Below are 21,496 nucleotides of genomic sequence, written 5' to 3' on the forward strand. Positions count from 1 at the left end.
AAATTATCAGTAAGCGGCAGCACGGGATTGGCATGCCGACAGCTTCACTTCTGGTTCGACACCATGTAACCTACGTTTGTTCAAGGTGCGCAATGCTCCAAGTGCCCCTAAAGCGCTGACAATAAGAAGCAATCCTGCAGGGAGCGGGACAGGCGAAGGGCTGGCGACATAAGGAGCGCTTTCATAGGTTGCGTTACCCAAGCGCCTACCAGTCGCGTCAAGAAGAACCGCAAGATTGGAAAAGCTGAAGTTTTCAATCGTACCAAATTCCGCTGTGGCAATAATTGAACCATTAGGACCCGCAGAGGGCGTATCTATGTACATACCACCTCCACTTGCTGCGAAAGGAAGTACCCTTGATCCGACTACACTGCCGGTAAGCCCGGGTCCGGAGTAGACTGTTACGCGCAGTTGGTTTGCTGCAAACGGTGATGCGCTCCAATACACATCATAAATATCAAAAGTGGTGCCAGAGCTAAAATCCACCGCTAGACCCTCAGTGGGGCTCAAAGTCGCCGCAGACGAAACCGACGCAAAAATTGAAAAAAGTGCTGATAGAGCACAGACGAAAACACCCCTCATTTTGCCCCCCAAAAACCTGAAAACCTACTATGAAAGATTGGCAAAAAGTATGCCTGAACACCATGCAATTAGCAACGCTACATCTCGCGCTCATTTGCCCGGCATAGTGCATATCTAGCCCTTCCATGCGCAGTCAGAGTTTCGGAGAGCTGAGGCAGTTTCGCAACGAATGAGACCTGTTACAGTATACGTTTCAGGTCGAAGAAACGCGCCACGTTGTAGCCTGACGTGCGGATTGGACAGCAAGAAACCGATCAAGGTCTGGATATCCGAATGGCTGCAGTCAATCCGGACGACTACTTCTCTGACGGATCGCTTTCGGCGTAGTCTCGCAGGCGGTCGACGTCTGCGATCTCAGCGTGGTTGCGGTTGATCTTCACACCAACGGTCTTGAGCCGCGAAAAGGCGCGGCTCAGGCTTTCCGGCTTCATCCCCAGACGCCCGGCAATCAGCATCTTGTCATAGGGCAATTCCACGTCGCAAGCTTGGGCATCGGTGTCGCACAGGCTCAGCAAGAACTCGGCCACCCGCTGTGCGCCTGTCTGGGCTTTTAGTTGCTCCAGTTGCGCCACCAGCGCATGCAGATGGGTAAAGGTCGAGGCCAAGATCGATACGCCGATCTCGGGGTCTTCCTTCATCAGCGACAGTAACAACGGGCTGGGGATATGCATGATTTCGCAGGCCGACACCGCCTCGGCAGAGACAGGATAGGGAACGTTCCGCAGCGCAACCGCCTCACCAAAGCTTTCACCGCGTGTAAAGACGCTCACCACCGCCTCGGCCCCGGTGGGCGACATACGGAACAGCTTGACCCAACCCGCCAGCACCACGTGTACGGCCTTGGCTTTTTCTTCCTGCAGGAAAATCGTCTCGCCGCGATCATAGCTGCGCCAGATTGCATGGCTGAGCAGAGTATCGACATGCTGATCCGGCAAGCTCTTGAGCAGGAGCGATTGCCGCGCGATTGCTTTTTGCGCTTCGTGAGCCAAGAAGGTTCCCCTTTTCCCTAGTCGATCTTCTGACCGGTACATCCTTCGGGTTCAGGCTATGCCAAAGCTGCGCCCAACGCACCAGTCTTTTCCGAGGTCAACTTGACAATAGTCATGTCACTTTGGGCACGACGCTCCTAATCTCGCCCCAAAGCCAGTATTCCGGGGAGCCAGAAAGATGGACTACGAGCGATTTTTCAGCCAAAGCCTCGATAGTTTGCGGGAAGAAGGAAACTATCGCGTCTTCATCGATCTGCAACGTCGCTGCGGATCCTTCCCAAATGCGCGCCAAACCGACGGACAGGTGCAGCGGGACGTGCGGATTTGGTGCTCGAACGATTACCTGGGCATGGGCCAACACCCTGCCGTGATTTCAGCCATGCATGACGCGCTGGACCGCTGCGGCGCAGGCGCGGGTGGCACGCGGAACATCTCGGGCACCACCCATGATCACGTACTGCTGGAATCCGAACTGGCTGATCTGCACGGCAAAGAAGCCGCGCTGCTGTTCACCTCGGGATATGTTTCGAACTGGGCCGCCCTTGGCACCCTTGCTTCCAAAATCCCCGGACTGATCGTGTTTTCAGATGCCCTGAACCACGCCTCGATGATCGAAGGCATCCGCCACTCACGCGCTCAAAAGGTCATCTGGAAACACAACGATTTAGAGGATCTTGAGGCGAAACTGGCCGCCGCTGATCCCGATGCGCCAAAGATGATCGCATTTGAGTCGGTCTATTCGATGGATGGAGACATCGCGCCGATCAAAGAGATTTGTGATCTGGCCGACAAATACGACGCCATGACCTATCTGGATGAGGTCCACGCCGTAGGTCTCTATGGTCCGCGTGGTGGCGGTATCGCCGAACGCGAAGGTCTGATGGATCGACTGACCGTGATTGAAGGTACCCTGGGCAAAGCCTTCGGTGTGGTCGGTGGCTATATCGCTGCTTCGGCCGCGTTGTGCGACTTCGTACGCAGCTTTGCCAGCGGGTTCATCTTTACAACTGCCCTGCCCCCCTCAATCGCAGCTGGCGCTGCGGCCTCGATCCGGCACCTGAAACAGTCGAGTGCCGAACGCAATCTGCAAAAGGCCCGCGTGGCGCAGGTGCGCGCCCGTCTTGACGCCGAGGGCATCCCGCATCTTCCCAACCCCAGCCACATCATCCCCGTGATGGTCGGTGATCCGGTCAAATGCAAATTCATTTCGGACACACTGCTGGAAGAGTTTGGCATCTATATCCAGCCGATCAACTACCCCACCGTTCCCAAAGGAACCGAGCGCCTACGGATCACGCCGTCGCCGGTTCACACCGACGCCGATATCGGCCACTTGGTCAATGCTCTGTCGGCCCTCTGGCAACGGTGCCAGATAGCGCGCATGCCGATGGCCGCCCAATAACCAAAGCGCCCCTTGCTTGGAAACCTGCCGCCCTTTCGGGGCGGCTTTTTTCTTTCTCAGATCAGGTAAAGGCCGAAGATCAGCACCGCAAACCCCGTCAGAACCATGGTGAAGCCGCGCAGCCAAGACGGGCTGGTAGCAAGGTCCAGGTAATGGGCTAGGATAATGCGGGATTTGGCCAGCGCTAGAATCAGAATCCCACCGCCCAGAACTTCGGACGGCAACGGCATTGTGGTCAGCACCGCCGACCCAAGGCTAAGCACCAACAGAGCTAGCCAGGCCCGTGTAAGAGTGTTTGCGATCATTTCCCTCATCCCAACAGGTAGATAACGGGGAACAGCATGATCCAGACCAGATCAACCATGTGCCAGAACTGGGCACCTGCCTCAATATTGCGGGGATCATCCCGCCACGAGACCAGCAGCAAAATGCCAACCCCGGCCAGCACATGCGCGGCGTGAAAACCGGTCAGCAAGTAGTAGAACAGAAAGAACGGGTGCGTTTCGTATCCGATCCCCTGCGCAGCTTTGTCCGCGTACTCCGTGCCTTTTATGATCAGGAACACCACGCCCAGCAGGGCAGCGCCAAACAAAGCCAAACGCGCAGCTCCGCGCCGGGAAGCCTGCCGCCAGTGCAGCGCCTGCGCCGCCAGATAGCCAGACGTGACCAAAACAGCAGTGTTGAACGCCGCGCCGGTGCGATGCAAATGCGACTGCGCCTCGGCAAAGCCCACCGGATCGGTCAGGCGCACGCCCATAAAGGCGATCATCCCGGCGCCGAAGACCAGCAATTCCGAGATGATCAGAACCCACATCAGCAACTCGCCCGGAAGCTCGTCGATCAGAGAGGTATCGCTCATGCGCCGACCAGTTGGCGGTAGATCTGCGGCAAGGCCATCGTCAGACGATGCGGGTCGGGGATAACAGCAAAACCGCCTTGCCCGAACATACGCGGGAACCAGCTTTTGCCAGTCTTGTCGATGGTAACGCCAAAGACCGATTGTCCGGCCCGGCGCGCCTCAAGAACAGCTTGGCGTGTGTCTTCGATTCCGTGGCGGCCCTCATAATGGTCCAGATCGTTCGGTTTGCCATCGGTGATCACCAGCAGCAGGCGGCGCTTACGAGTTTGCTTGGCCAGATCGGCAGAACAATGACGGATCGCAGCGCCCAACCGCGTGTAATGCCCCGGCCGCAGCGACGCGATGCGCTGTTCGACGGTGCTGCTCATCGGCTCGTCAAACCGTTTGCAGCGTTGCACATAAACGCGCTGGCGTTTCAGAGAGCTGAAGGCATGGATGGCAAAATCGTCACCGCAGGCATTCAGGCCCCAGGCCAAAGCGGCCAGCGCCTCACGTTCGACATCAATCACGGCGCGGCCTGTGACGGCGCTTTCGGTAGAACGGCTGACATCCAGCACAATTGACACCGCCAGATCGCGCGCCACTGGGCGGGACTGCATCCAGATGCGTTCGTTGCCCTCACCACTGGCCATCCTGTCGGTTTCGGCGCGTACGGCGGCTTCGATATCCAGCTGATCTCCATCCAGATGGCCGCGCGTCATCACCCGACCGGGGCGCAGGGCCTCGAACTGGCGTTTCACTGCGCGAATTCGGCGGGCGGTGGCGGGGTCTTTGCCAAACTCGGCGGCGTCTTCGCGGATCTCGGCATCCGAGAGTAGAACGTTGACGTGATCTGGCAGGTATTGACCTGTACGCACATCCCATTCGGGATAGAGGATACGGCCTGACAAACGTTCGCGATTCACGTCTTCGGGGGCAAGGTCCAGATGCAGCTTCAGCTTGGTCGGTGGCGCCTTGGAGATCTGGCCCAGGCCTATTTCTTCCTGGTCATCGGCAGCTTTTTTTGCATTGTCAGGATCATCGTCGTCGATGCGTCGGTTGATGTTCAGGAACTCGGCCCAGCTGAGAATGGCCTCAAACTTATGCAGAATAAAACTGTCGCTGCGGTTGGCCTGATCCGATTTGCGGCGGCGTGCGCGGTGGGTTTTCTCACTGGATTCTTCAGGTGGACCTTCGGTTTCGGGGTTTTCGACCTCGTTATGTTCGGAAAAACCAACCGCGCGCAGTTCTGGCCACAGGGGGACCGGGCGCATCGGTTGATAGCCACGCGGGGCAATAAGGTCATTGTCCAGCTTCAGCATCTGTTCAGCCCGGTCCGACAGCGGCGCAGGGTCCCCCAGCATGTGACGGACAAGTTCTTCAACCGTAGCCTCAACCGGTGGCAGGCCCGGGATGTCGCGGTGATGCAGAACACCTTTGCAAAGCTCGGTGTAAAGTGGGCGCAGTCCAGGAGCGTCATCCAGCGTCGTCTCGACCATGCTCTGCGCCGCGATCAGCGCGTGCACGTCGGCGCGCAGCGGATCGTCCTCGTCAATTCGGGTTCCGGCATGGGCAGCGGCGGCGGCGAGCCAGACATAAAGCGCGCCATTCGCCTCGCGCACGGGGAAAACAGCCAGCCGATCCGGCAGGCGCAATACCTCTCCATCGAACGAGGCGCGCGGCATCAGTTCAGCCTCGGTTGCCAGCTTGCGACGCCAGCTTAACCGGTGGCGTGAAACCTCGGGCGAGACCGGGCGCAATTCAACGCCCGGACTACCCCCAAGTCCCCGGAAGAGGACTGCCAGCCGCCCCGCGACCTCTGAGAGGTCGACCGCGGCTCCAACATGCACCTCAGGTGCATCGAGACGGCTGGCAAGGGTGTGCCACAGTTTCCCGATCGTTTCTTCGGGTTCCCATGGCTCAAATTCGATCCTGACCATCGGCGGGCCTCACCCAAAGACAGCCGTGACAAGATCGAGGAGCCCGCGTTTGATATCCTCGTCATCAGTCAGAGGTTCGATCATTGCGGCAAGGATGGCGCGGTCGGTCGACATGCCCTGTGCGATCAGCGTCGCGGCATAAACGACCAAGCGGGTGGAAACGCCTTCCTCAAGATCCTGACCCTTGAGCCCGCGCAGCTTGTTCGCCAACCGGATCAGCGGCTTGCAGCGCTCCAGCGCCAGCCCGCTTTCCTGAGCAACAACTTCGGCCTCCATCTCGGGCGACGGGAAGTCGAACTCGAGAGAGATGAACCGTTGCCGGGTCGAGGGTTTCAGGGTTTTCAGGATATTCTGGTATCCGGGGTTGTACGAGGCGACCAGCATAAAACCGGGTGCGGCCTCAAGTTCTTCGCCTGTGCGGTCGATCGGCAGTATGCGCCGGTCATCGGTCAGTGGGTGCAACACGACGGTCACGTCTTTGCGGGCTTCGACCACCTCATCAAGGTAGCAGATCGCGCCTTCGCGGACCGCGCGGGTCAAGGGACCATCAACCCAGACGGTTTCGCCACCTTTCAGCAGGTAGCGCCCGATCAGGTCGGCGGCGGCAAGGTCATCGTGGCAGGCCACGGTATATAGCGGACGACCAAGGCGGGCGGCCATATGGGCCACAAAGCGGGTCTTGCCGCAGCCCGTCGGCCCCTTCAGCAGAACCGGTAGGTCGTTGTTGTAAGCGGCGGTGAACACATCGCATTCATCACGCTGGGGCAGGTAGAAGGGGGCGTCAGCCGCCCCCGTTCCCATGTTTCTTGAGCCGTCCATCTTCATGACTCCGCTGCGACGTGGTCAGGATCGTTTTCCAGCCGGTCGCGTTCGATCGGGCCGGGTTCAACCATCTCTTTCCGGGGCACCCAGATCGAGTAGATGAACAAAAGCGCACCGAGGACAACGACAACACCGGAACCAAGACGCATCCAGTAGAAGATCGCGATCTGGTCTTGCACGTCCATGAAGTAGTCACCGACCACACGTTGCATGTGCGTTTGCACGGTACCGCCGAAGGTCAGCACGAAGGTCATAAAGACCATGCCGCTGGTCATCAGCCAGAACGAACCCATGTTCAGTACCTGATTGTACGGGTCACGGTTCTTCAGGATTGGCATCGCATAGCTGAAGATTGCCAGGTTGAGGCAGACATATGCACCGTAGAAGGCCAGGTGGCCGTGGGCTGCAGTGATCTGCGTACCGTGGGTATAGTAGTTCACCCCGTGCAGCGTGTGCAGGAAGCCCCAGACACCGGCACCGAAGAAGGCAAGCGTGGCACAGCCCAGCGACCACAGCAGCGCAGCCTTGTTGGGGTGGTCACGACGACCTTTCCAGACCATGACGAAGGCAAAGGCCATCATCGCGAAGAACGGGATCACTTCGAGGCTCGAGAAGATCGAACCGATCCACTGCCAGTACGCGGGTGTACCGATCCAGTAGTAGTGGTGACCCGTACCAAGGATGCCCGAGAACAGCGCGGCGGCGACGATGACATAAAGCCATTTTTCGACGATCTCACGGTCAACACCGGTCAGTTTCAGCATCAGGTAGGCCAGGATCGAGGCCATGATCAGTTCCCACACGCCTTCAACCCAAAGGTGGACGACATACCACCAGTATTGTTTGTCCAAGGCCAGGTTGCCCGGGTTGTAGAAGGCAAACAGGAACAGCAGCGCCAGACCCCACAGACCCAACAAAAGGATGTTGGTGATCGCGGTCTTTTTACCCTTCAGAACGGTCATCGACACGTTGTAAAGGAAGATCAGCGCGGCCACGACGATGCCTGCCTTGACCCATTTGGGTTGTTCAAGGAACTCGCGCCCCTCTTTGCCCAGCAGCCAATTGCCTTCGAAAAGGTTGAAGACATAGGTCACAACCACGCCCAATGTACCGACCACCAGAATGATCAGCTGCAAATAGGCTAACTTGGGTGAATGTATTTCACGCTCAGATTCTTCCGGGATCAGGAAGTAAGCCGCCCCGAAGAAGCCCAGGATCAGCCAGACGATCAGCGAGTTGGTGTGCAGCATCCGCACGATGTTGAACGGCAGAAGCTCACTCAGGAAGTTTGGGAACACATAGATCAAACCGGCCAGCAGGCCGCCGATCACCTGGATCGCAAACAGGGCCATTGCCACCGCAAAGTAGGCGTAGGCGATTTTTTGGGATTCGTATTTCATTTCTCCGTTCCCTTTCTCAGCCGGCCTCGTTGGGCGGCCAGCCCTGAGCGTCGATATTGTCCGTCCAGATCAGGAAGTTGGTCAGATCGCGGAGCTCTTCGTCGCTGAGGTTGAATTGTGGCATCTGCCGACGACCGGGAATGCCGGTCGGCTGCGCCTCCATCCAGCCTTTAAGGGATTCAAAGGCCGATTCCGGGTCGTCGAGGACGCCCCACCGAGTCATTACGTTAGCGACTTCGGGGGCAAAGTAGGCCCCTTCACCCAGAATCGTATGACAGTTGATACAGGCGTGTTTTTCCCAGACGTGTTTGCCGCGAACCACACTTTCATCGAGCTTTGCCGAATTCTCGGAATTCACGATATACCAGTGTGAATGGGCCGACAGGGCCAAGAATATGAGGATAAAGAACAGTGACCCGCCATAGAATATGTTGCGGGCCATGCTCTTGGTCATGACTTCTCGCATTGCGCTCTCCTTTGCGCAGATTAGCTAGTCTGAACACCATGGCGGCTGGGCCATGGTGTCTCCTTAACGAAAGTCAAGACTGGCCGAAGTAATTGAAATTCATCCCGCCCGGGCTGCGCGGGGACCTGTCAGGGCGGGCCACATTGCAATCAGGTACAGCGCAAAGGCGCAGACCCACAGGCCATCGGACAGCAGCATCGCCACCATATAGCCTGCGTTCAGGTCCGCTCCGATCCAGCGCGACAGAGCTGCCACGGCCATCAGCCCATAGGCGACAACCATTGGAGCGGGTGCGATCAACGCACGACCGCTGTGACCCAGCGCAGCGCGGCTCATGACCGCCAGGGTCATGCCGCCGACGCAACCGATGCCCAGAACATGCAGGGCGGCGACTTCATTACCCAGGCCCAGCACCGAAAGCCCCCAGAGAACCAGCCCAAGCGCCAGCATTCCAAGCCCCAGATGCAGCGCCAGCAGAATCGGTTGCCGCACAGCCCAGCGTGCGCGCCAGCGTGCCATGCGCAATACCTGCACCGCGCCCAATGCAAGTGCAACCACCCCGGCCACCGGCCCGGCGCCAAACACCAAAACGCTCAGCGGCAGAATCAAGGCCAGAATCATACCCGCCTTATCCAAGACAGCGACCGAAACCGGCCAGTCCGCCTCAGGCACGCCTTCGCGCTTCATGGCATTGCGGGTGAAGGCCGGCGTGATCCGCCCGCCCAAGATGGCAATCATTGCACACAAGCTCAGCAGCCCTGCGCGCAACCCGGTTTGCAACGTGTCCGCCGTGACCTCCATCCATTCCAGATGAGTCATCAGGTCCGCGGCCCAGATCAGGCTGAGCAACAGCAGGAAAATCATGTTCTGCGGTTTTGGGCGACGGATCAGCTGAGTCAGGATTTTGGCTGCCAAAACAGGCACAAAGGCCAGATCGACCATCGCAACTAACACTGGCGGCAGCATCCCGGAAAACCACATGGCCATCCGACCCGCCAGCCACAGCCCGGCGGCCAGAGTGATAAAGCGTGCGCGCGCCTCGGGCGCGCCGGTCCAGTTGGGAACAGCCGTCAGAAAGAACCCGCCCAGCGCGGCGGTGGCATAGCCAAAGATCATCTCGTGCGCGTGCCACATTGGTGGCGTCATGCCATAATCCGGCGCCATGTAGGGCACCGCCAGCCACAGCCCCCAAACCAGCCCCACAAACAGGCCGTAAAGACCGGCGGACAGAAAGAAAACACGAAACGCCTCACCAAGAACACGGGCGACGATTGCGGGCATGGCTGCTCTCCTTGACGGTTTTCTAAGCCCTAGCAGCGAAGCTGAAACGGCGACTTAACCAAAATCAAAACGTTGGAAAACATGCCCCTAAGATTCAGATTTTTCCGCGATTTTTTCGCGATTTTTCCAGTTGCCACCCCGAATTGCACCCCTTGTGTTGACTTTCGTCAAGGAGTGCTATCGCACGATGCTCCACCCTTGGGGGTGCCTCACCACGCAAATGGAGAGTGATCATGTCACTTGGAATCAGCTACAACAAAACTGGCCGCGCCTTTGGGGCCGGTTTGGCGATGCTGCTGGGCAGCGTCGCTGCACCAGCCTTCGCCGAAGAGCCAACCCTCAGCGAGGAAGCGTTTGAATCATCCAAACAGCTTTATTTCGAACAATGCGCAGGCTGTCACGGCGTTCTGCGCAAAGGCGCCACAGGCAAGAGTCTTGAACCACATTGGAAGAAAACCGCAGCCGACGGAACCGTGACCGAAGGCGGAACCCTTGCACTCGGGCAGGAACGTCTTGAGAAAATCATCGCCTGGGGTACCGAAGGCGGGATGAACAACTTCTCGGACATCATGACCGAGCAGGAAATCAAGGATATGGCGACCTACATTCAGATGGAGGCCCCCAAGCCGCCTGAGATGTCGCTGGAGCAGATGAAAGAGACCCGCAAGGTCTATGTCGAAGAAGCCGACTACCCGACCGAGCCGCTTCACGGCCGCAATTGGGAAAACTTCTTCGTCGTCATCGAGCGTGACGTAGGTAAGGTGGCTGTTATCGACGGCGACACCAAAGAAGTGCTAACGCACATCCCGACAGGTTACGCCGTGCACGTTCTGAAAGCATCGGAACACCACAGCATTACCGAGCCTGAGCACCCCGGCCGCTTCTGGTACACCATGGGCCGCGACGGCAAGATGACCAAGATCGACCTCTGGCAGAAGCCCGAGAACATGTTGGTTTCGGAAGTCAAGATTGCCTATGACGCACGTGACGTGGCCGTTTCCGGCGACGGCAAATACGTCATCGGTGGTGGTTACTGGCCGCCGCACTTTGCAATCGTAGATGCCCAGACAATGGAACCGGTCAAGGTTGTATCGACCCGCGGTGTGAACGTGGACGGCGACTATGTGGAAGAGGCACGTGTGGCCGCAATCTACACAACGCCGAACGAGCCGACCTGGATCGTCGCGATCAAGGAATTGGGTCAGCTGTGGCAGGTTGATTATACCGACCTGGATAACCTGCGGATCGACAAGATCGACTCGGCCAAGTTCCTGCACGACGGGTTCTTTGACCCGACTGGCCGGTACTTCCAAATCGCCGCAAACGCGTCGAACAAGATGGTTGTTGTCGATACCCAAACCCACAAGCTGGAAGCGATGATCGACACCGCCGCGTTGCCGCACCCCGGTCCGGGCGCCAACTGGGTCGACCCGAATTGCGGTCCGGTCGCTGGCACAACCCACCTTGGTGTCGGTACCGTGACTGTTTGGGGCAACGATCCCGAGAACCGTCCGGATGATGCCTGGAAGGTCTGCTACGAAGTGGAAACCGATGGCCCCGGCCTGTTTGTTCGGACCCACCCGAATTCGGACTACATCTGGGCGGACCAGACCAAGCACCCCGAGCCTGAAATTCAGCAATCGGTGCAGGTCATCTCGAAAGAGACCGGCGAGATCGTGAAAACCATCCAGATCACCGAAGATGAAGGCAGCGCTGCCGTACACTTCGAGTTTAACGCGGATGGCACCGAGGTCTGGGTTTCCAAATGGAACCTATCGGACTCGAAAGAACCCAACGGTCAGATCGTGATCTTCGACGCCAAGACGCTGGAAGAAATCGGTCGCATCGAAGGGCTGTATGCCCCGACCGGCAAGTTCAACGTCTACAACCGCTCGAACCACGTCACCTGACGGGTTTGATACCACAACCGGAAAGGGCGGGCCCCTCGCCCGCCCTTTCCTCGTTTGACAGTTCAGCCAAACACGCCCGCCCGACTTACCGGGCCAGTCAATACAGCCATAACGGAGCCCGGATATGACCTCCGAACCGGATAAAAAACCACCGATCTGGCGCCGGTATTTCCTGTGGGGAATGCCCGTGGCCGGAATCGCTGCCGCCTTTGTCGGTGGCATCATCTTCTGGGGCGGGTTCAACACCGCCATGGAAGCCACCAACACCAAAGATTTCTGTATCTCGTGCCACGAGATGCGCGATTTCGTCTACGAGGAATACACAGGTACGATCCACGACGTGAACCGTTCTGGCGTGGGCGCGGTCTGTTCCGACTGCCACGTGCCCAAGGACTGGACCCACAAGATCATCCGCAAGATCAAGGCGTCCAAAGAGCTGTATGGCAAGATGGTCGGCACCATCAACACCCGCGAGAAATTCGAGGCCAAACGTGTACACCTGGCCATGAACGAATGGGAACGGATGAAGGCCACCGACTCGCGCGAATGCCGCAACTGTCACGATTTCGAATCGATGATGCCGGAATTCCAGAAACCCCGCGCGCGTCAGCAGCACCTGAATGCAATGGAGATCGGCCAGACTTGTATCGACTGCCACAAGGGTATTGCGCACTCGGATGCCCGCGACCGGGCCGACGAAGAGTATCTGGAAAAGCTTGAAACCCCGAATCCGGACTTCATCCGCCCGATTCCGCCCGAGTATTTGGTCAGTCTGGAGCGGATTGAGGCAAAGGAAGCCGCTGAAGCCGAGGCTGAAAAAGCCGCCAAGGCAGCGCAGCAAGAGGCCGTTCAGGCTCAGATCGCAGCCGCAGTTGACGCGGCCGTCGCTGAAGAGCGTGCCGCAGCAAACGGTGAAGAGGCCGCAGCTCCCGCAGGAGGTGGTGGCGGCGATGTCCCAGGCAACGTCGACTGGAACGCCGTGGCCAGCGCGGATCTGAAACTGTTCTACCCCGGTCAGGCTTCGTTTGAATGGGTGCAGAACGGCAAGTTCCATGGTGGCGCCCGTCCGCTGACAAAAGGCGGCGATCAGTGCTCGACCTGTCACGCCAAGGAACTGGACACGATCGGCAACAAGATTGTGGCCGGTGGTGATCTGGAGCCAACGCCGATCCCCGGCAAACGTGGTGTGATCGACGCAACCGTTCAGGCCGCACATGACGACGAGAACCTGTATATCCGCTTGCAATGGCCGGATGCAGGCCACAACCCGGCACCGTTCGTGGATGGTGGCAAGATGGACCCCGACAACCAGATCAAGGTTGCCATGATGATCACCGGTACCGGTATCGAGATGGGCGACCAAGTTGGTTGCTGGGCCTCGTGCCACGCCGACAACTCGTATATGCCCTTTGATCCGGGTGCGGAGGCGATTGCCGCCAATGGTGATGTCTCAGGTCGTCTGACCGCTCAGGACACGGTGACCAAATACATCAGCGAAAGCCGCACCGAGGTTGATACCAAAGGTCGTCGCGGTAAGCCGATGGGTGGTTGGGAGAAACTGCATACTGCCGAGCAGATCGAGCAGTATCTGGCCGACGGCACCTATCTTGACCTGATGCGTGTCTATGCGGACGGCAGTGCCACCAACGGCTATCTTCTGGAACAGCGCGTGGTCAATGACGGCGAGATCGCCGCATCTGCCGAACTTTCCGGAGGAATGTGGACTGTGGTCTTTACCCGTCCGCTGACCTCCGGTGCGCCCGGCGACGTGCCGCTGGAGGCCGGCAATACCTACACGGTCGGCTTTGCCATCCACGATGACTTTGCCGCCGCGCGGTTCCACCATGTGACGCTGGACACTAGCCTTGCATTGGACGACGACAGCGCCTTCATCAACGTGGTAAAACAATAATTGAGGGGGCCGGATGAACCGGCCCCTTCCCCTTTGGAAAGGAGACATGGATGATGAAACCCCACCGCCTTCTTCCCGCGCTGCTGCTTTTGGCCGCGCCCGCCTGGGCCGATGAAACCGCTGAGATCTGTGCCGAGGCCGAAGATCGCTATGTCGAGATGTTTGACCAACCATCGTCCGCTGTCGAGGACGCCGAGGTGGTGCTGATGTACAAATACAACTTCTGCCCTCGCGAATTGACCGTAAAGCCGGGCACCACCGTGCGTTGGGTAAATGTGGACAAACGCACCAGCCATTCGGTCTTGCTGAAAGACGGCAGCGAACCCGAAAGCGATCGGTTGTTCCCCGAGGAATCGGTGGACATGACATTCCTCACGCCGGGCCCGCAGGAATACCTGTGCGGTCCGCATTGGGAAACGCAGGACATGATCGGCATGATCACAGTCGAACCCTGAGCCGAGGCAAAAATACAGGCAAAATCAAAGGAGCGCGGGCGCTAATCCCGCGCTCCTTAACTTATGTCAAGGAGGTTGGTTTAGGATTACGCCAACTTGGCCTCATGACACGCCCGGTTCACCCAGCAACGTCCCCTATTCGCGCGTGGAAGCTGCCGGAAGGTCCGGGTTCCGAGGACATTCAGAACAAGCGAGTTAGCACATGAGCGGTAAGGTTTTTCTGATTGGCGCCGGCCCAGGCGACCCCGAGCTGATGACCCTGCGCGCCCTGCGTATGCTGCAAGAGGCCGACGTGGTCGTCTATGACCGGCTGGTTTCGGACGGAATCCTCGCCCTGCACGCCGACGGTGCGCGGCTGATCCCGGTGGGCAAGGCCCCCAAATGCCACACCGTACCGCAGGATCGCATCAATGAAATCCTGAAAGAAGAGGCACTGGCCGGTCACACCGTCGCAAGGCTGAAGGGCGGTGATCCGATGATCTTTGGCCGCGGCTCGGAAGAAGCCGCCTATCTGATGGCTTATGGAATCGCTGTCGAATACGCACCGGGTATCACGGCGGCACAGGGGGCCTCCAGTTCGACCGGCGTGCCGCTGACCCATCGCGGGCTGGCGACCTCGGTTCAATATGTTACCGGCCACCGGCAAGCCGACAAGGTGCTGGATCTGGACTGGAAACGGCTGGCCGATCCTGACTCGACCTTGGTGGTCTATATGGGCGTTGCCAACATCGGCCAGATCGCCATGGGGCTAATGACCGAGAGCCTGCCCGGCTCGACCCCCGTTCTGGCCGTGGGCAAAGCCACCACACCGGATGAGAGCCGCATGGTATCCCGCCTTGATCAATTGGCGGCGGATGTCCGCAAAGCCGACCTGAAAGCGCCAACCTTGTTCATCATCGGCAAGGTGGTTTCGCTCTACGCAGAACGGCCTTTGGCAGACCTGCTGGAACAGGCTCATGGCTAAGCTTGGTCATAAAAGCCTGGGGCAGCGCCAGGTCCCGGCGGGGGGCCAGGCGCCTAGCCGGGGGATGGACCGGGTGTTACCCCGCAGGGCGGGCCAACGTTCGGGCTGGACGGCGCACGCCGTGCTGACGACCGCCGTAGTTCTGGCCACGTCAGCCTTTGCCGCAGAAGCCATTGACCCCAACGCACTGAAACGACTTGTCCATCAGGATTGCGGCTCGTGCCACGGGTTGTCGCTGAAAGGCGGCCTTGGCCCCGATCTGCGGTCCGAGACATTGCAGCATTACGATGCCGACGTCCTGACCGGTGTCATCCTTGACGGCATTCCCGATACCGCAATGCCCCCATGGCGGCCCCTGATCAGCGAAGAAGAGGCCGAATGGATCGCCCGTTACCTGCTGGAACAGGAGGAACAATGAAACATCTCATCCTCGGCCTTGCAGCCACATTGATGATCACAACGGCACATGCCGATCCTACCGCAACCGGAGACCTGGGTCTGGTGATCGAACGGGCCAAGGGGTCAGTCCTGTTGGTCGACCAGTCCGACCGCGCCGCGCTCGCGCGGATCGAGGGGCTGGGCGACCTTTCCCATGCCTCGCTGGTCTATTCGCCGGATGAACGCTTTGCGTATGTCTTCGGGCGTGACGGCGGGCTGACCAAGGTGGACATTGTCACCCGTCAGATCGTGAACCGCGTCGTGCAGGCGGGCAACGCCATCGGCGGCGCAATCTCAGACGATGGCAAACTGGTGGCCGTGTCCAACTATGAACCCGGTGGTGTACGAGTCTTTGATGCGGACACGCTGGAGATGGTCGCCGACATTCCCACCGACAGCAAAACCATCGGTTTAGTCGATGCGCCGGGCCGTCGCTTCGTGTTTACCATGTGGGACACGGGCGAGACCTGGATTGCCGATTTTGCCAAAGGCGACCCCGCGATCACCAAGATCACCGACATGGGCAAGAACCCTTACGACGCGCTGATCACCGCCAATGGCCGCACCTATATCACCGGCCTGTTCGGCGAGGACGGCCTGACCGCGCTGGATCTCTGGGCCGAGAACCCCGAACCCATCCGCGTGCTGCCCGACTATGGGCGCGGACAGGAGGAAATGCCGGTCTACAAGATGCCCCATCTGGAAGGCTGGGCGCTGACCGGGCGCGAGTTCGTCCTGCCCGCCGTTGGCCATCACGAGGTTCTGTGGATCGACTCTGACACCCTTACCGAAACCGGGCGCACCAAGACGCACGGCCAGCCGGTCTTTGCCATGGCTCGCCCCGACGGGCGGCAGGTCTGGGTCAATTTCGCCCATCCACTGAACGACACGATTCAGGTCATCGACAGTGTCAGCAAAGAGATCATCCACGAATTCAAACCCGGCCCCGCCGTGTTGCACATGGAGTTCACGCCTCGCGGGCATGAGGTCTGGCTCAGCGTGCGCGATGCCAACAAGGTTATGGTCTACGACACGCAGACCTTCGAAAAACTGCGCGAGATCGATGCGGACAGCCCCTCGGGCATCTTCTTTACAGCGCGTGCGCACAAAACGGGGCTGTGACGGATGGATCATATCACCGACCCGATCGACCGCCGCCTGCTGGATGAGTTCCAGCGTGATTTCCCGATCACCGACCACCCGTTTCAGGTTCTGGGCAATACGCTGGGTCTGGACGAGGCCGAAGTCATCGACCGCCTGACCCGAATGCGCGCAACCGGCCGGATCACGCGCGTTGGCGCGACGATTGCACCCGGTGCGGTTTCGGCCAGCACTCTGGCTGCCGTCGCCGCGCCCGATGAGCGTCTGGAAGAGGTCGCCGCAATGATCGACGCGGAACCCGGCGTTAACCACAATTACCAGCGCGAGGATGACTGGAACCTATGGTTTGTCGCCACCGGCCCGGACCGTACGCATGTGAATGACACGCTGGCGCGGATCAGCCATCGCACCGGGCTGCGGGTGCTGGATTTGCGGCTGGTGCGCCCGTTCAACGTCGATCTGGGGTTCCGCATGTCGGGCAATACCCGCAACGTGCCCGGCCCCCGCAAGGTGGATTGCTCGGCCATGCGGGACGGAGACCGCCCCTTGCTGCAGGCGCTGAGTTCGGGCCTGCAACTGGTCATTGATCCGTTTGCTGATCTGGCACGGTCTCTGGGTCGGTCCGCCCCCGAGGTGATGGCGCGAATCGAGGCACTGCACGATGCGGGCATTATCTCGCGCCTGGGTGTCATCGTTCGCCACAGGGCGCTTGGCTGGTCGGCCAACGCGATGGTGGTCTGGGACATGCCCGCCGATCAGGTCGGCACTGCTGGCCCGGCACTTGCCGCACATCCCGGCGTGACCCTGTGTTATGAGCGGAACCCGGTCGAGGACATCTGGCCCTATCGCCTCTATTCCATGATCCACGCCCGGTCGCGCAGCGAAGCGCTGGAAACCCTTTCAAGTGCCGTCGCCTTGCCGGAACTGGCCAGTGCGCGCCACAAGGTGCTGTTCTCGACCCGCTGCTTCAAACAGACCGGCGCGCTGATCCACCAAAAGGAGGCTGCGGCATGACACTGGACGCAACCGATCGCGCAATCCTGAACCGGATGCAGGACGATCTGCCACTGAGCACGCATCCCTATGCCACAATCGCCACCGAGCTGAGCATTTCGGAGAGCGACTTGCTGGACCGTCTCAAACGCATGAAAGAAGAGCGCATCATCACTCGCTTTGGTCCGTTTTTTGACGCCGCTGCCATGGGCGGCGCCTTCTGCCTGTGCGCAATGGCCGTTCCACCCGAGAATTTCGAAACCGTCCTGACCAAAGTCAATGCGCATCCAGAGGTTGCCCATAATTATGAACGCACGCATCGGCTGAACATGTGGTTCGTCCTGGCAACCGAAACCCCCGAGGGGATCGAGGCCACCGCCGATGCCATCGAACGGGAAACGGGGATCGAGGTACTTTGTTTTCCCAAATTGCAGGAATTTTTCATTGGCTTCCGGGTGGCGGCATGATCGACGCGAAAGACAGAGAGATTATCGAGGCGCTGCAAGGCGGCCTGCCGCTCGTGCCTGCACCCTACGCGCAGGTGGCTTCGGACATGGGCATGGACGAAGACGAGTTGCTGCTTCGTCTGGCCGACCTGAAATCGAGCGGTGTGATCCGCCGCATCGCTGCTGCACCCAATCACTACAAACTGGGCATGACCTCGAACGGCATGACCGTGTGGGATGTCGAAGACGACCACGTGACCGAACTGGGCACCCGGATCGGCGCTTTGCCGTTTGTCACCCACTGCTACGAACGCCCTCGCGCCCTGCCCGACTGGCCTTATAACCTGTTCGCCATGGTCCACGGAACGGACCGCGACGAGGTCGAAGAAAAGCGGGCGGAAATCACCGCAATACTGGGCGAGGCCTGTCGGGCCAAAGATATCCTCTATTCCACGCGCATTCTCAAAAAGACCGGGCTGCGCCTGAAAACGAAAGGCTGAGACATGTTCCGCCTGACCGAATACATGCATCAACTCGTCACCCCGACCCCGGTGCGGAAACGCCGCCCCGGACCGGTAAAACCGGTGGTAATCTGGAACCTGACGCGACGCTGCAACCTGAAATGCCGTCATTGCTACACCGTCTCGGCGGATGTTGCGTTCCCAGGCGAGCTCAACCACGAGCAAGCCATGGTAACCCTTGAGGATCTGGGCCAGTTTCGCGTCCCGGCCTTGATCCTCTCGGGTGGGGAACCGCTGGACCGGTTCGATTTCTTCGATATCGCCAAACGCGCCCGTGACCTAGTGCCGATGCTGGCATTGTCGACCAACGGTACACGGATACACGACGAAACCGCCGACATGATCGCCGATGTCGGGTTCAACTATGTCGGCATCTCGTTGGACGGGATCGGGGCCACGAATGACTGGTTCCGCGGGGTTGAAGGCGCCTTTGCCGACGCCCTGCGCGGTGTGCGCGAATGCAAGAAACGCGGCATAAAGGTTGGCCTGCGGTTCTGTCTGACCGAAGGCACCCAACATCACCTGCCCGACCTGCTGCAACTGTGCGATGATGAGGGCGTTGATAAGTTCTATCTGTCTCACCTTGTTTACGCCGGGCGCGGCGACAAGAACCGGGGCGAGGATGCCGAGCATATGCGCACGCGCAACGGGCTTGATCTGTTGCTGGAACGCGCGTGGGAGGCCGCCTCGGGCGGGCGCCCACTGGACATCGTGACAGGCAACAACGACGCCGATGCTGGGTATTTCCTGAACTGGGTCCGCGCACGCTTCGATGCCGACAAGGCCGCCCATGTACGCGAGCACCTGGCCGCATGGGGGGGTAATTCCAGCGGTCTGGGCGTGGCCAATATTGACAATCTGGGCCGGGTTCATCCCGACACCTACTGGTCCGACTACACGGTCGGCAATGTAAAGACCAAACCGTTTTCCGAGCTATGGACCAGCGATGATCCGATGCTTGCCATGCTGCGCACCCGCCCGCGCCCGCTGAAGGGGCGCTGCGGGGCTTGTCAGCTCAAGGACGTCTGCGGCGGCAATACCCGGATTCGGGCGTTGCAGCTGACCGGCGACCCCTGGGCCGAAGATCCGGCCTGTTATCTGACAAATCAAGAAATCGGCGTCGAAGATGCGGGCGAGCGCCTGCAGGTGACGCCGTTCCGAGGAAAAAGCCATGACCCGGCGCATCAATTCTTTTGACACTCTGAAAATCGGCACCTTCTGTTCGCTGCTGCTGGCGGGCACTGCATGGGCCGACGCCCCAGCCGACTATGCCGAACACTGCGCATCCTGCCACGGTGAAAACCGTCTGGGCGGAGTTGGTCCTGCGCTGATCCCCGAGACGCTGAAACGGATGCGCGGCCCGCGCGTGGCCGCTGTGATCGCCGAAGGGCGCACGGCCACTCAGATGCCCGCCTTTTCCCACGAACTCGACGCTTTGCAGATCGAGGAACTGGCCGGTTGGCTGAAATCCCCGCTGGAAACCGACCCTGAATGGGGTGAGGCCGATATCATGGCCAGCCGCACGCTGGACGAGGACTATGTCCCGGTGGACGCACCCGTCTGGGACAGCGACCCGATGAATATCACGTTGGCGGTTGAGACCGGCGATCACCATGTCAGCGTTCTGGACGGCGACACGTTCGAAGTTCTGGACCGGTTCGAGACCCCCTTTGCCGTTCACGGCGGGCCCAAATTCAGCCCCGATGGCCGCTATGTGTTCATCATGTCCCGCGATGGCTGGGTGCAGAAATACGACATCTGGGCGCTGAAACAGGTGGGCCGTGTGCGCGCGGGCCTGAACAGCCGCAACATCGCCATGTCTGGCGACGGCAAATGGGTTGCCGTGGCGAATTACCTGCCCAACAGCCTGACCTTGCTGTCGACCGAGGACCTGTCGGTTGCCAAGGTCGTTGAGGTCAAGAGCAAGAAGGGCGTCCGCAGCCGTGTCTCGGCCGTGTATCAGGCCCCACCGCGCGAAAGTTTTGTGCTGGCACTGAAAGACGTGCCCGAGATCTGGGAGGTCTTCTACGGCGCCAACCCACCGCAATCCGGCCTGGGTCACGATTTCCGCATCGAGGGTCAGTTCAAGAACCCCGACCCATTCCCGGTGCGCAAGATCACCACGCCCGACTATCTGGACGATTTCTTTTTCGACCAGAGCTATGAATATGTCATGGGCGCATCGCGCGATGGCGAGGGCGGTCAGGTGATCGATCTGGTCATCGGCCAGAAAGTCGCCGATCTGGACCTGCCGGGGATGCCGCATCTGGGCTCGGGCATCACATGGCAGCACGGCGACACCACCGTGATGGCCACGCCGCACCTGACCGATGGCACCGTGTCGGTGATCGACATGGAAACTTGGGATACTGTCAAACGGATCAAGACGGAAGGACCGGGGTTCTTCATGCGCAGCCATGAAAACTCGCCCTACGTTTGGGCCGATGTGTTCTTTGGGCCGAACAAAGACGCGATGCATGTGATCGACAAGCAAAGCCTTGAGATCGTTAAGACTCTGCGCCCGGCTCCGGGTAAGACAGTTGCGCATGTTGAGTTCACCAAAGACGGCAGCCACGCGCTGGTTTCGATCTGGGAAGATGACGGCGCGGTAATCGTCTATGATGCGCAAACGCTGGAAGAAGTCCGCCGCCTGCCGATGCGCAAACCTTCGGGAAAATACAATGTCTGGAACAAAATCACCTTCTCGGAAGGAACCAGCCACTGAAGGCAAATGGCCGGTCTGGAAACTGGCCATTCTGCTTTATCCGGCCACGGCGCTGACCGTGGCTATCAATCTGTTTCTGGCCGGCCTGATTGCCAACAGCGTCGGTTACGGCATTATCGAGCCGGTCACAGCGATCCTGTGGTCGATCCCATTGGGCGTGCCTGCATCCTGGCTTGCCGGGCGCTGGGTACGGGGCCTGATGGACGAAGCTGACAGTTGACGTCGGCTTCTAGAATTCTGAGATTTCACGGAAATCCGCCAAGATTAATTTTTGGGCAGTCTGAGAACAAATGACTTAAGTCAAGGATCGA

At 59.4% G+C, this 21,496-nt stretch carries 22 protein-coding genes; 13 read left to right on the plus strand and 9 right to left on the minus strand.

The genetic code is table 11. From position 1 onward, the window contains the following. Positions 1-6 precede the first annotated feature (6 nt). Both ACR1XY_RS14465 and ACR1XY_RS14470 read right to left on the minus strand, forming a co-directional pair. The gene (locus ACR1XY_RS14465; RefSeq protein WP_480594320.1) at positions 7-582 is read right to left on the minus strand and encodes a VPLPA-CTERM sorting domain-containing protein; all 576 of its coding nucleotides are present in this window, start codon (positions 580-582) and stop codon (positions 7-9) included. Positions 583-878: 296 nt separating this feature from the next. Continuing rightward, the gene (locus ACR1XY_RS14470) at positions 879-1,571 is read right to left on the minus strand and encodes a Crp/Fnr family transcriptional regulator (protein ID WP_480594321.1); all 693 of its coding nucleotides are present in this window, start codon (positions 1,569-1,571) and stop codon (positions 879-881) included. 178 nt (positions 1,572-1,749) lie between these two features. On the opposite strand from ACR1XY_RS14470, the gene hemA reads away from it, so the two are divergent. After that, positions 1,750-2,973 (plus strand): 5-aminolevulinate synthase, encoded by a 1,224-nt coding sequence (hemA, locus tag ACR1XY_RS14475; protein WP_480594322.1) that lies wholly within the window; start codon positions 1,750-1,752, stop codon positions 2,971-2,973. A gap of 56 nt (positions 2,974-3,029) precedes the next feature. Here the strand turns inward: hemA and ACR1XY_RS14480 are convergent, their stop codons facing one another. The 7 genes from ACR1XY_RS14480 to ACR1XY_RS14510 form a co-directional block, all read right to left on the minus strand. Continuing rightward, the gene (locus ACR1XY_RS14480; protein ID WP_480594323.1) at positions 3,030-3,278 is read right to left on the minus strand and encodes a cytochrome C oxidase subunit IV family protein; all 249 of its coding nucleotides are present in this window, start codon (positions 3,276-3,278) and stop codon (positions 3,030-3,032) included. A 5-nt stretch (positions 3,279-3,283) separates the two neighbouring features. Continuing rightward, a complete protein-coding gene (locus tag ACR1XY_RS14485) occupies positions 3,284-3,832 on the minus strand; it encodes a cytochrome c oxidase subunit 3 (RefSeq protein ID WP_480594324.1) in 549 nt (182 codons plus the stop codon). After that, positions 3,829-5,751, minus strand: coding sequence for a nitric oxide reductase activation protein NorD (locus ACR1XY_RS14490; protein ID WP_480594325.1), 1,923 nt, complete (start codon positions 5,749-5,751; stop codon positions 3,829-3,831). Before ACR1XY_RS14490 ends, ACR1XY_RS14485 begins: the two co-directional genes overlap by 4 nt. A 9-nt stretch (positions 5,752-5,760) precedes the next feature. Beyond that, on the minus strand, positions 5,761-6,570 hold the full coding sequence (locus ACR1XY_RS14495) for an AAA family ATPase (protein WP_480594326.1): 810 nt from the start codon (positions 6,568-6,570) through the stop codon (positions 5,761-5,763). A 2-nt stretch (positions 6,571-6,572) separates the two neighbouring features. Then, the gene (locus ACR1XY_RS14500; RefSeq protein ID WP_170575123.1) at positions 6,573-7,973 is read right to left on the minus strand and encodes a cbb3-type cytochrome c oxidase subunit I; all 1,401 of its coding nucleotides are present in this window, start codon (positions 7,971-7,973) and stop codon (positions 6,573-6,575) included. A gap of 16 nt (positions 7,974-7,989) precedes the next feature. Then, positions 7,990-8,439 (minus strand): c-type cytochrome, encoded by a 450-nt coding sequence (locus tag ACR1XY_RS14505; RefSeq protein ID WP_170448418.1) that lies wholly within the window; start codon positions 8,437-8,439, stop codon positions 7,990-7,992. Between the two features lie 99 nt (positions 8,440-8,538). After that, positions 8,539-9,720: an NnrS family protein gene (locus ACR1XY_RS14510; RefSeq protein WP_480594327.1), complete on the minus strand. Its 1,182-nt coding sequence runs from the start codon at positions 9,718-9,720 to the stop codon at positions 8,539-8,541. Positions 9,721-9,953: 233 nt separating this feature from the next. Between ACR1XY_RS14510 and ACR1XY_RS14515 the strand changes: the two genes are divergently transcribed. The 12 genes from ACR1XY_RS14515 (at position 9,954) to ACR1XY_RS14570 (ending at position 21,405) form a co-directional block, all read left to right on the plus strand. Continuing rightward, positions 9,954-11,630, plus strand: coding sequence for a cytochrome D1 domain-containing protein (locus ACR1XY_RS14515; protein ID WP_480594328.1), 1,677 nt, complete (start codon positions 9,954-9,956; stop codon positions 11,628-11,630). 124 nt (positions 11,631-11,754) lie between these two features. Continuing rightward, positions 11,755-13,542 (plus strand): NapC/NirT family cytochrome c, encoded by a 1,788-nt coding sequence (locus tag ACR1XY_RS14520; RefSeq protein ID WP_480594329.1) that lies wholly within the window; start codon positions 11,755-11,757, stop codon positions 13,540-13,542. 50 nt (positions 13,543-13,592) lie between these two features. Next, on the plus strand, positions 13,593-13,997 hold the full coding sequence (locus tag ACR1XY_RS14525) for a cupredoxin domain-containing protein (protein WP_480594330.1): 405 nt from the start codon (positions 13,593-13,595) through the stop codon (positions 13,995-13,997). 202 nt (positions 13,998-14,199) lie between these two features. Further along, the gene (gene cobA, locus ACR1XY_RS14530; protein WP_480594331.1) at positions 14,200-14,961 is read left to right on the plus strand and encodes a uroporphyrinogen-III C-methyltransferase; all 762 of its coding nucleotides are present in this window, start codon (positions 14,200-14,202) and stop codon (positions 14,959-14,961) included. Between the two features lie 64 nt (positions 14,962-15,025). Further along, positions 15,026-15,379 (plus strand): c-type cytochrome, encoded by a 354-nt coding sequence (locus tag ACR1XY_RS14535; protein WP_480594332.1) that lies wholly within the window; start codon positions 15,026-15,028, stop codon positions 15,377-15,379. Continuing rightward, positions 15,376-16,521: a cytochrome D1 domain-containing protein gene (locus ACR1XY_RS14540; protein ID WP_480594333.1), complete on the plus strand. Its 1,146-nt coding sequence runs from the start codon at positions 15,376-15,378 to the stop codon at positions 16,519-16,521. The genes ACR1XY_RS14535 and ACR1XY_RS14540 overlap by 4 nt, the downstream gene beginning before the upstream one ends. Positions 16,522-16,524: 3 nt before the next feature. Further along, complete coding sequence (gene ahbB / locus ACR1XY_RS14545) at positions 16,525-17,514, plus strand: siroheme decarboxylase subunit beta (protein ID WP_480594334.1); 990 nt, start codon at positions 16,525-16,527, stop codon at positions 17,512-17,514. Next, entirely contained in the window at positions 17,511-17,960 is a 450-nt protein-coding gene (locus tag ACR1XY_RS14550; RefSeq protein ID WP_480594335.1) for an Lrp/AsnC family transcriptional regulator, read from the plus strand. Before ahbB (ACR1XY_RS14545) ends, ACR1XY_RS14550 begins: the two co-directional genes overlap by 4 nt. Continuing rightward, a complete protein-coding gene (gene ahbB / locus ACR1XY_RS14555) occupies positions 17,957-18,439 on the plus strand; it encodes a siroheme decarboxylase subunit beta (RefSeq protein ID WP_480594336.1) in 483 nt (160 codons plus the stop codon). Before ACR1XY_RS14550 ends, ahbB (ACR1XY_RS14555) begins: the two co-directional genes overlap by 4 nt. A gap of 3 nt (positions 18,440-18,442) precedes the next feature. Beyond that, positions 18,443-19,657, plus strand: coding sequence for a heme d1 biosynthesis radical SAM protein NirJ (gene nirJ, locus ACR1XY_RS14560; protein ID WP_480594337.1), 1,215 nt, complete (start codon positions 18,443-18,445; stop codon positions 19,655-19,657). Further along, the gene (locus ACR1XY_RS14565; protein ID WP_480594338.1) at positions 19,632-21,185 is read left to right on the plus strand and encodes a cytochrome D1 domain-containing protein; all 1,554 of its coding nucleotides are present in this window, start codon (positions 19,632-19,634) and stop codon (positions 21,183-21,185) included. The genes nirJ and ACR1XY_RS14565 overlap by 26 nt, the downstream gene beginning before the upstream one ends. Beyond that, the gene (locus ACR1XY_RS14570) at positions 21,142-21,405 is read left to right on the plus strand and encodes a hypothetical protein (RefSeq protein ID WP_480594339.1); all 264 of its coding nucleotides are present in this window, start codon (positions 21,142-21,144) and stop codon (positions 21,403-21,405) included. Before ACR1XY_RS14565 ends, ACR1XY_RS14570 begins: the two co-directional genes overlap by 44 nt. Positions 21,406-21,496 lie beyond the last annotated feature (91 nt).

Source organism: Ruegeria sp. AD11(2025) (assembly GCF_056542405.1).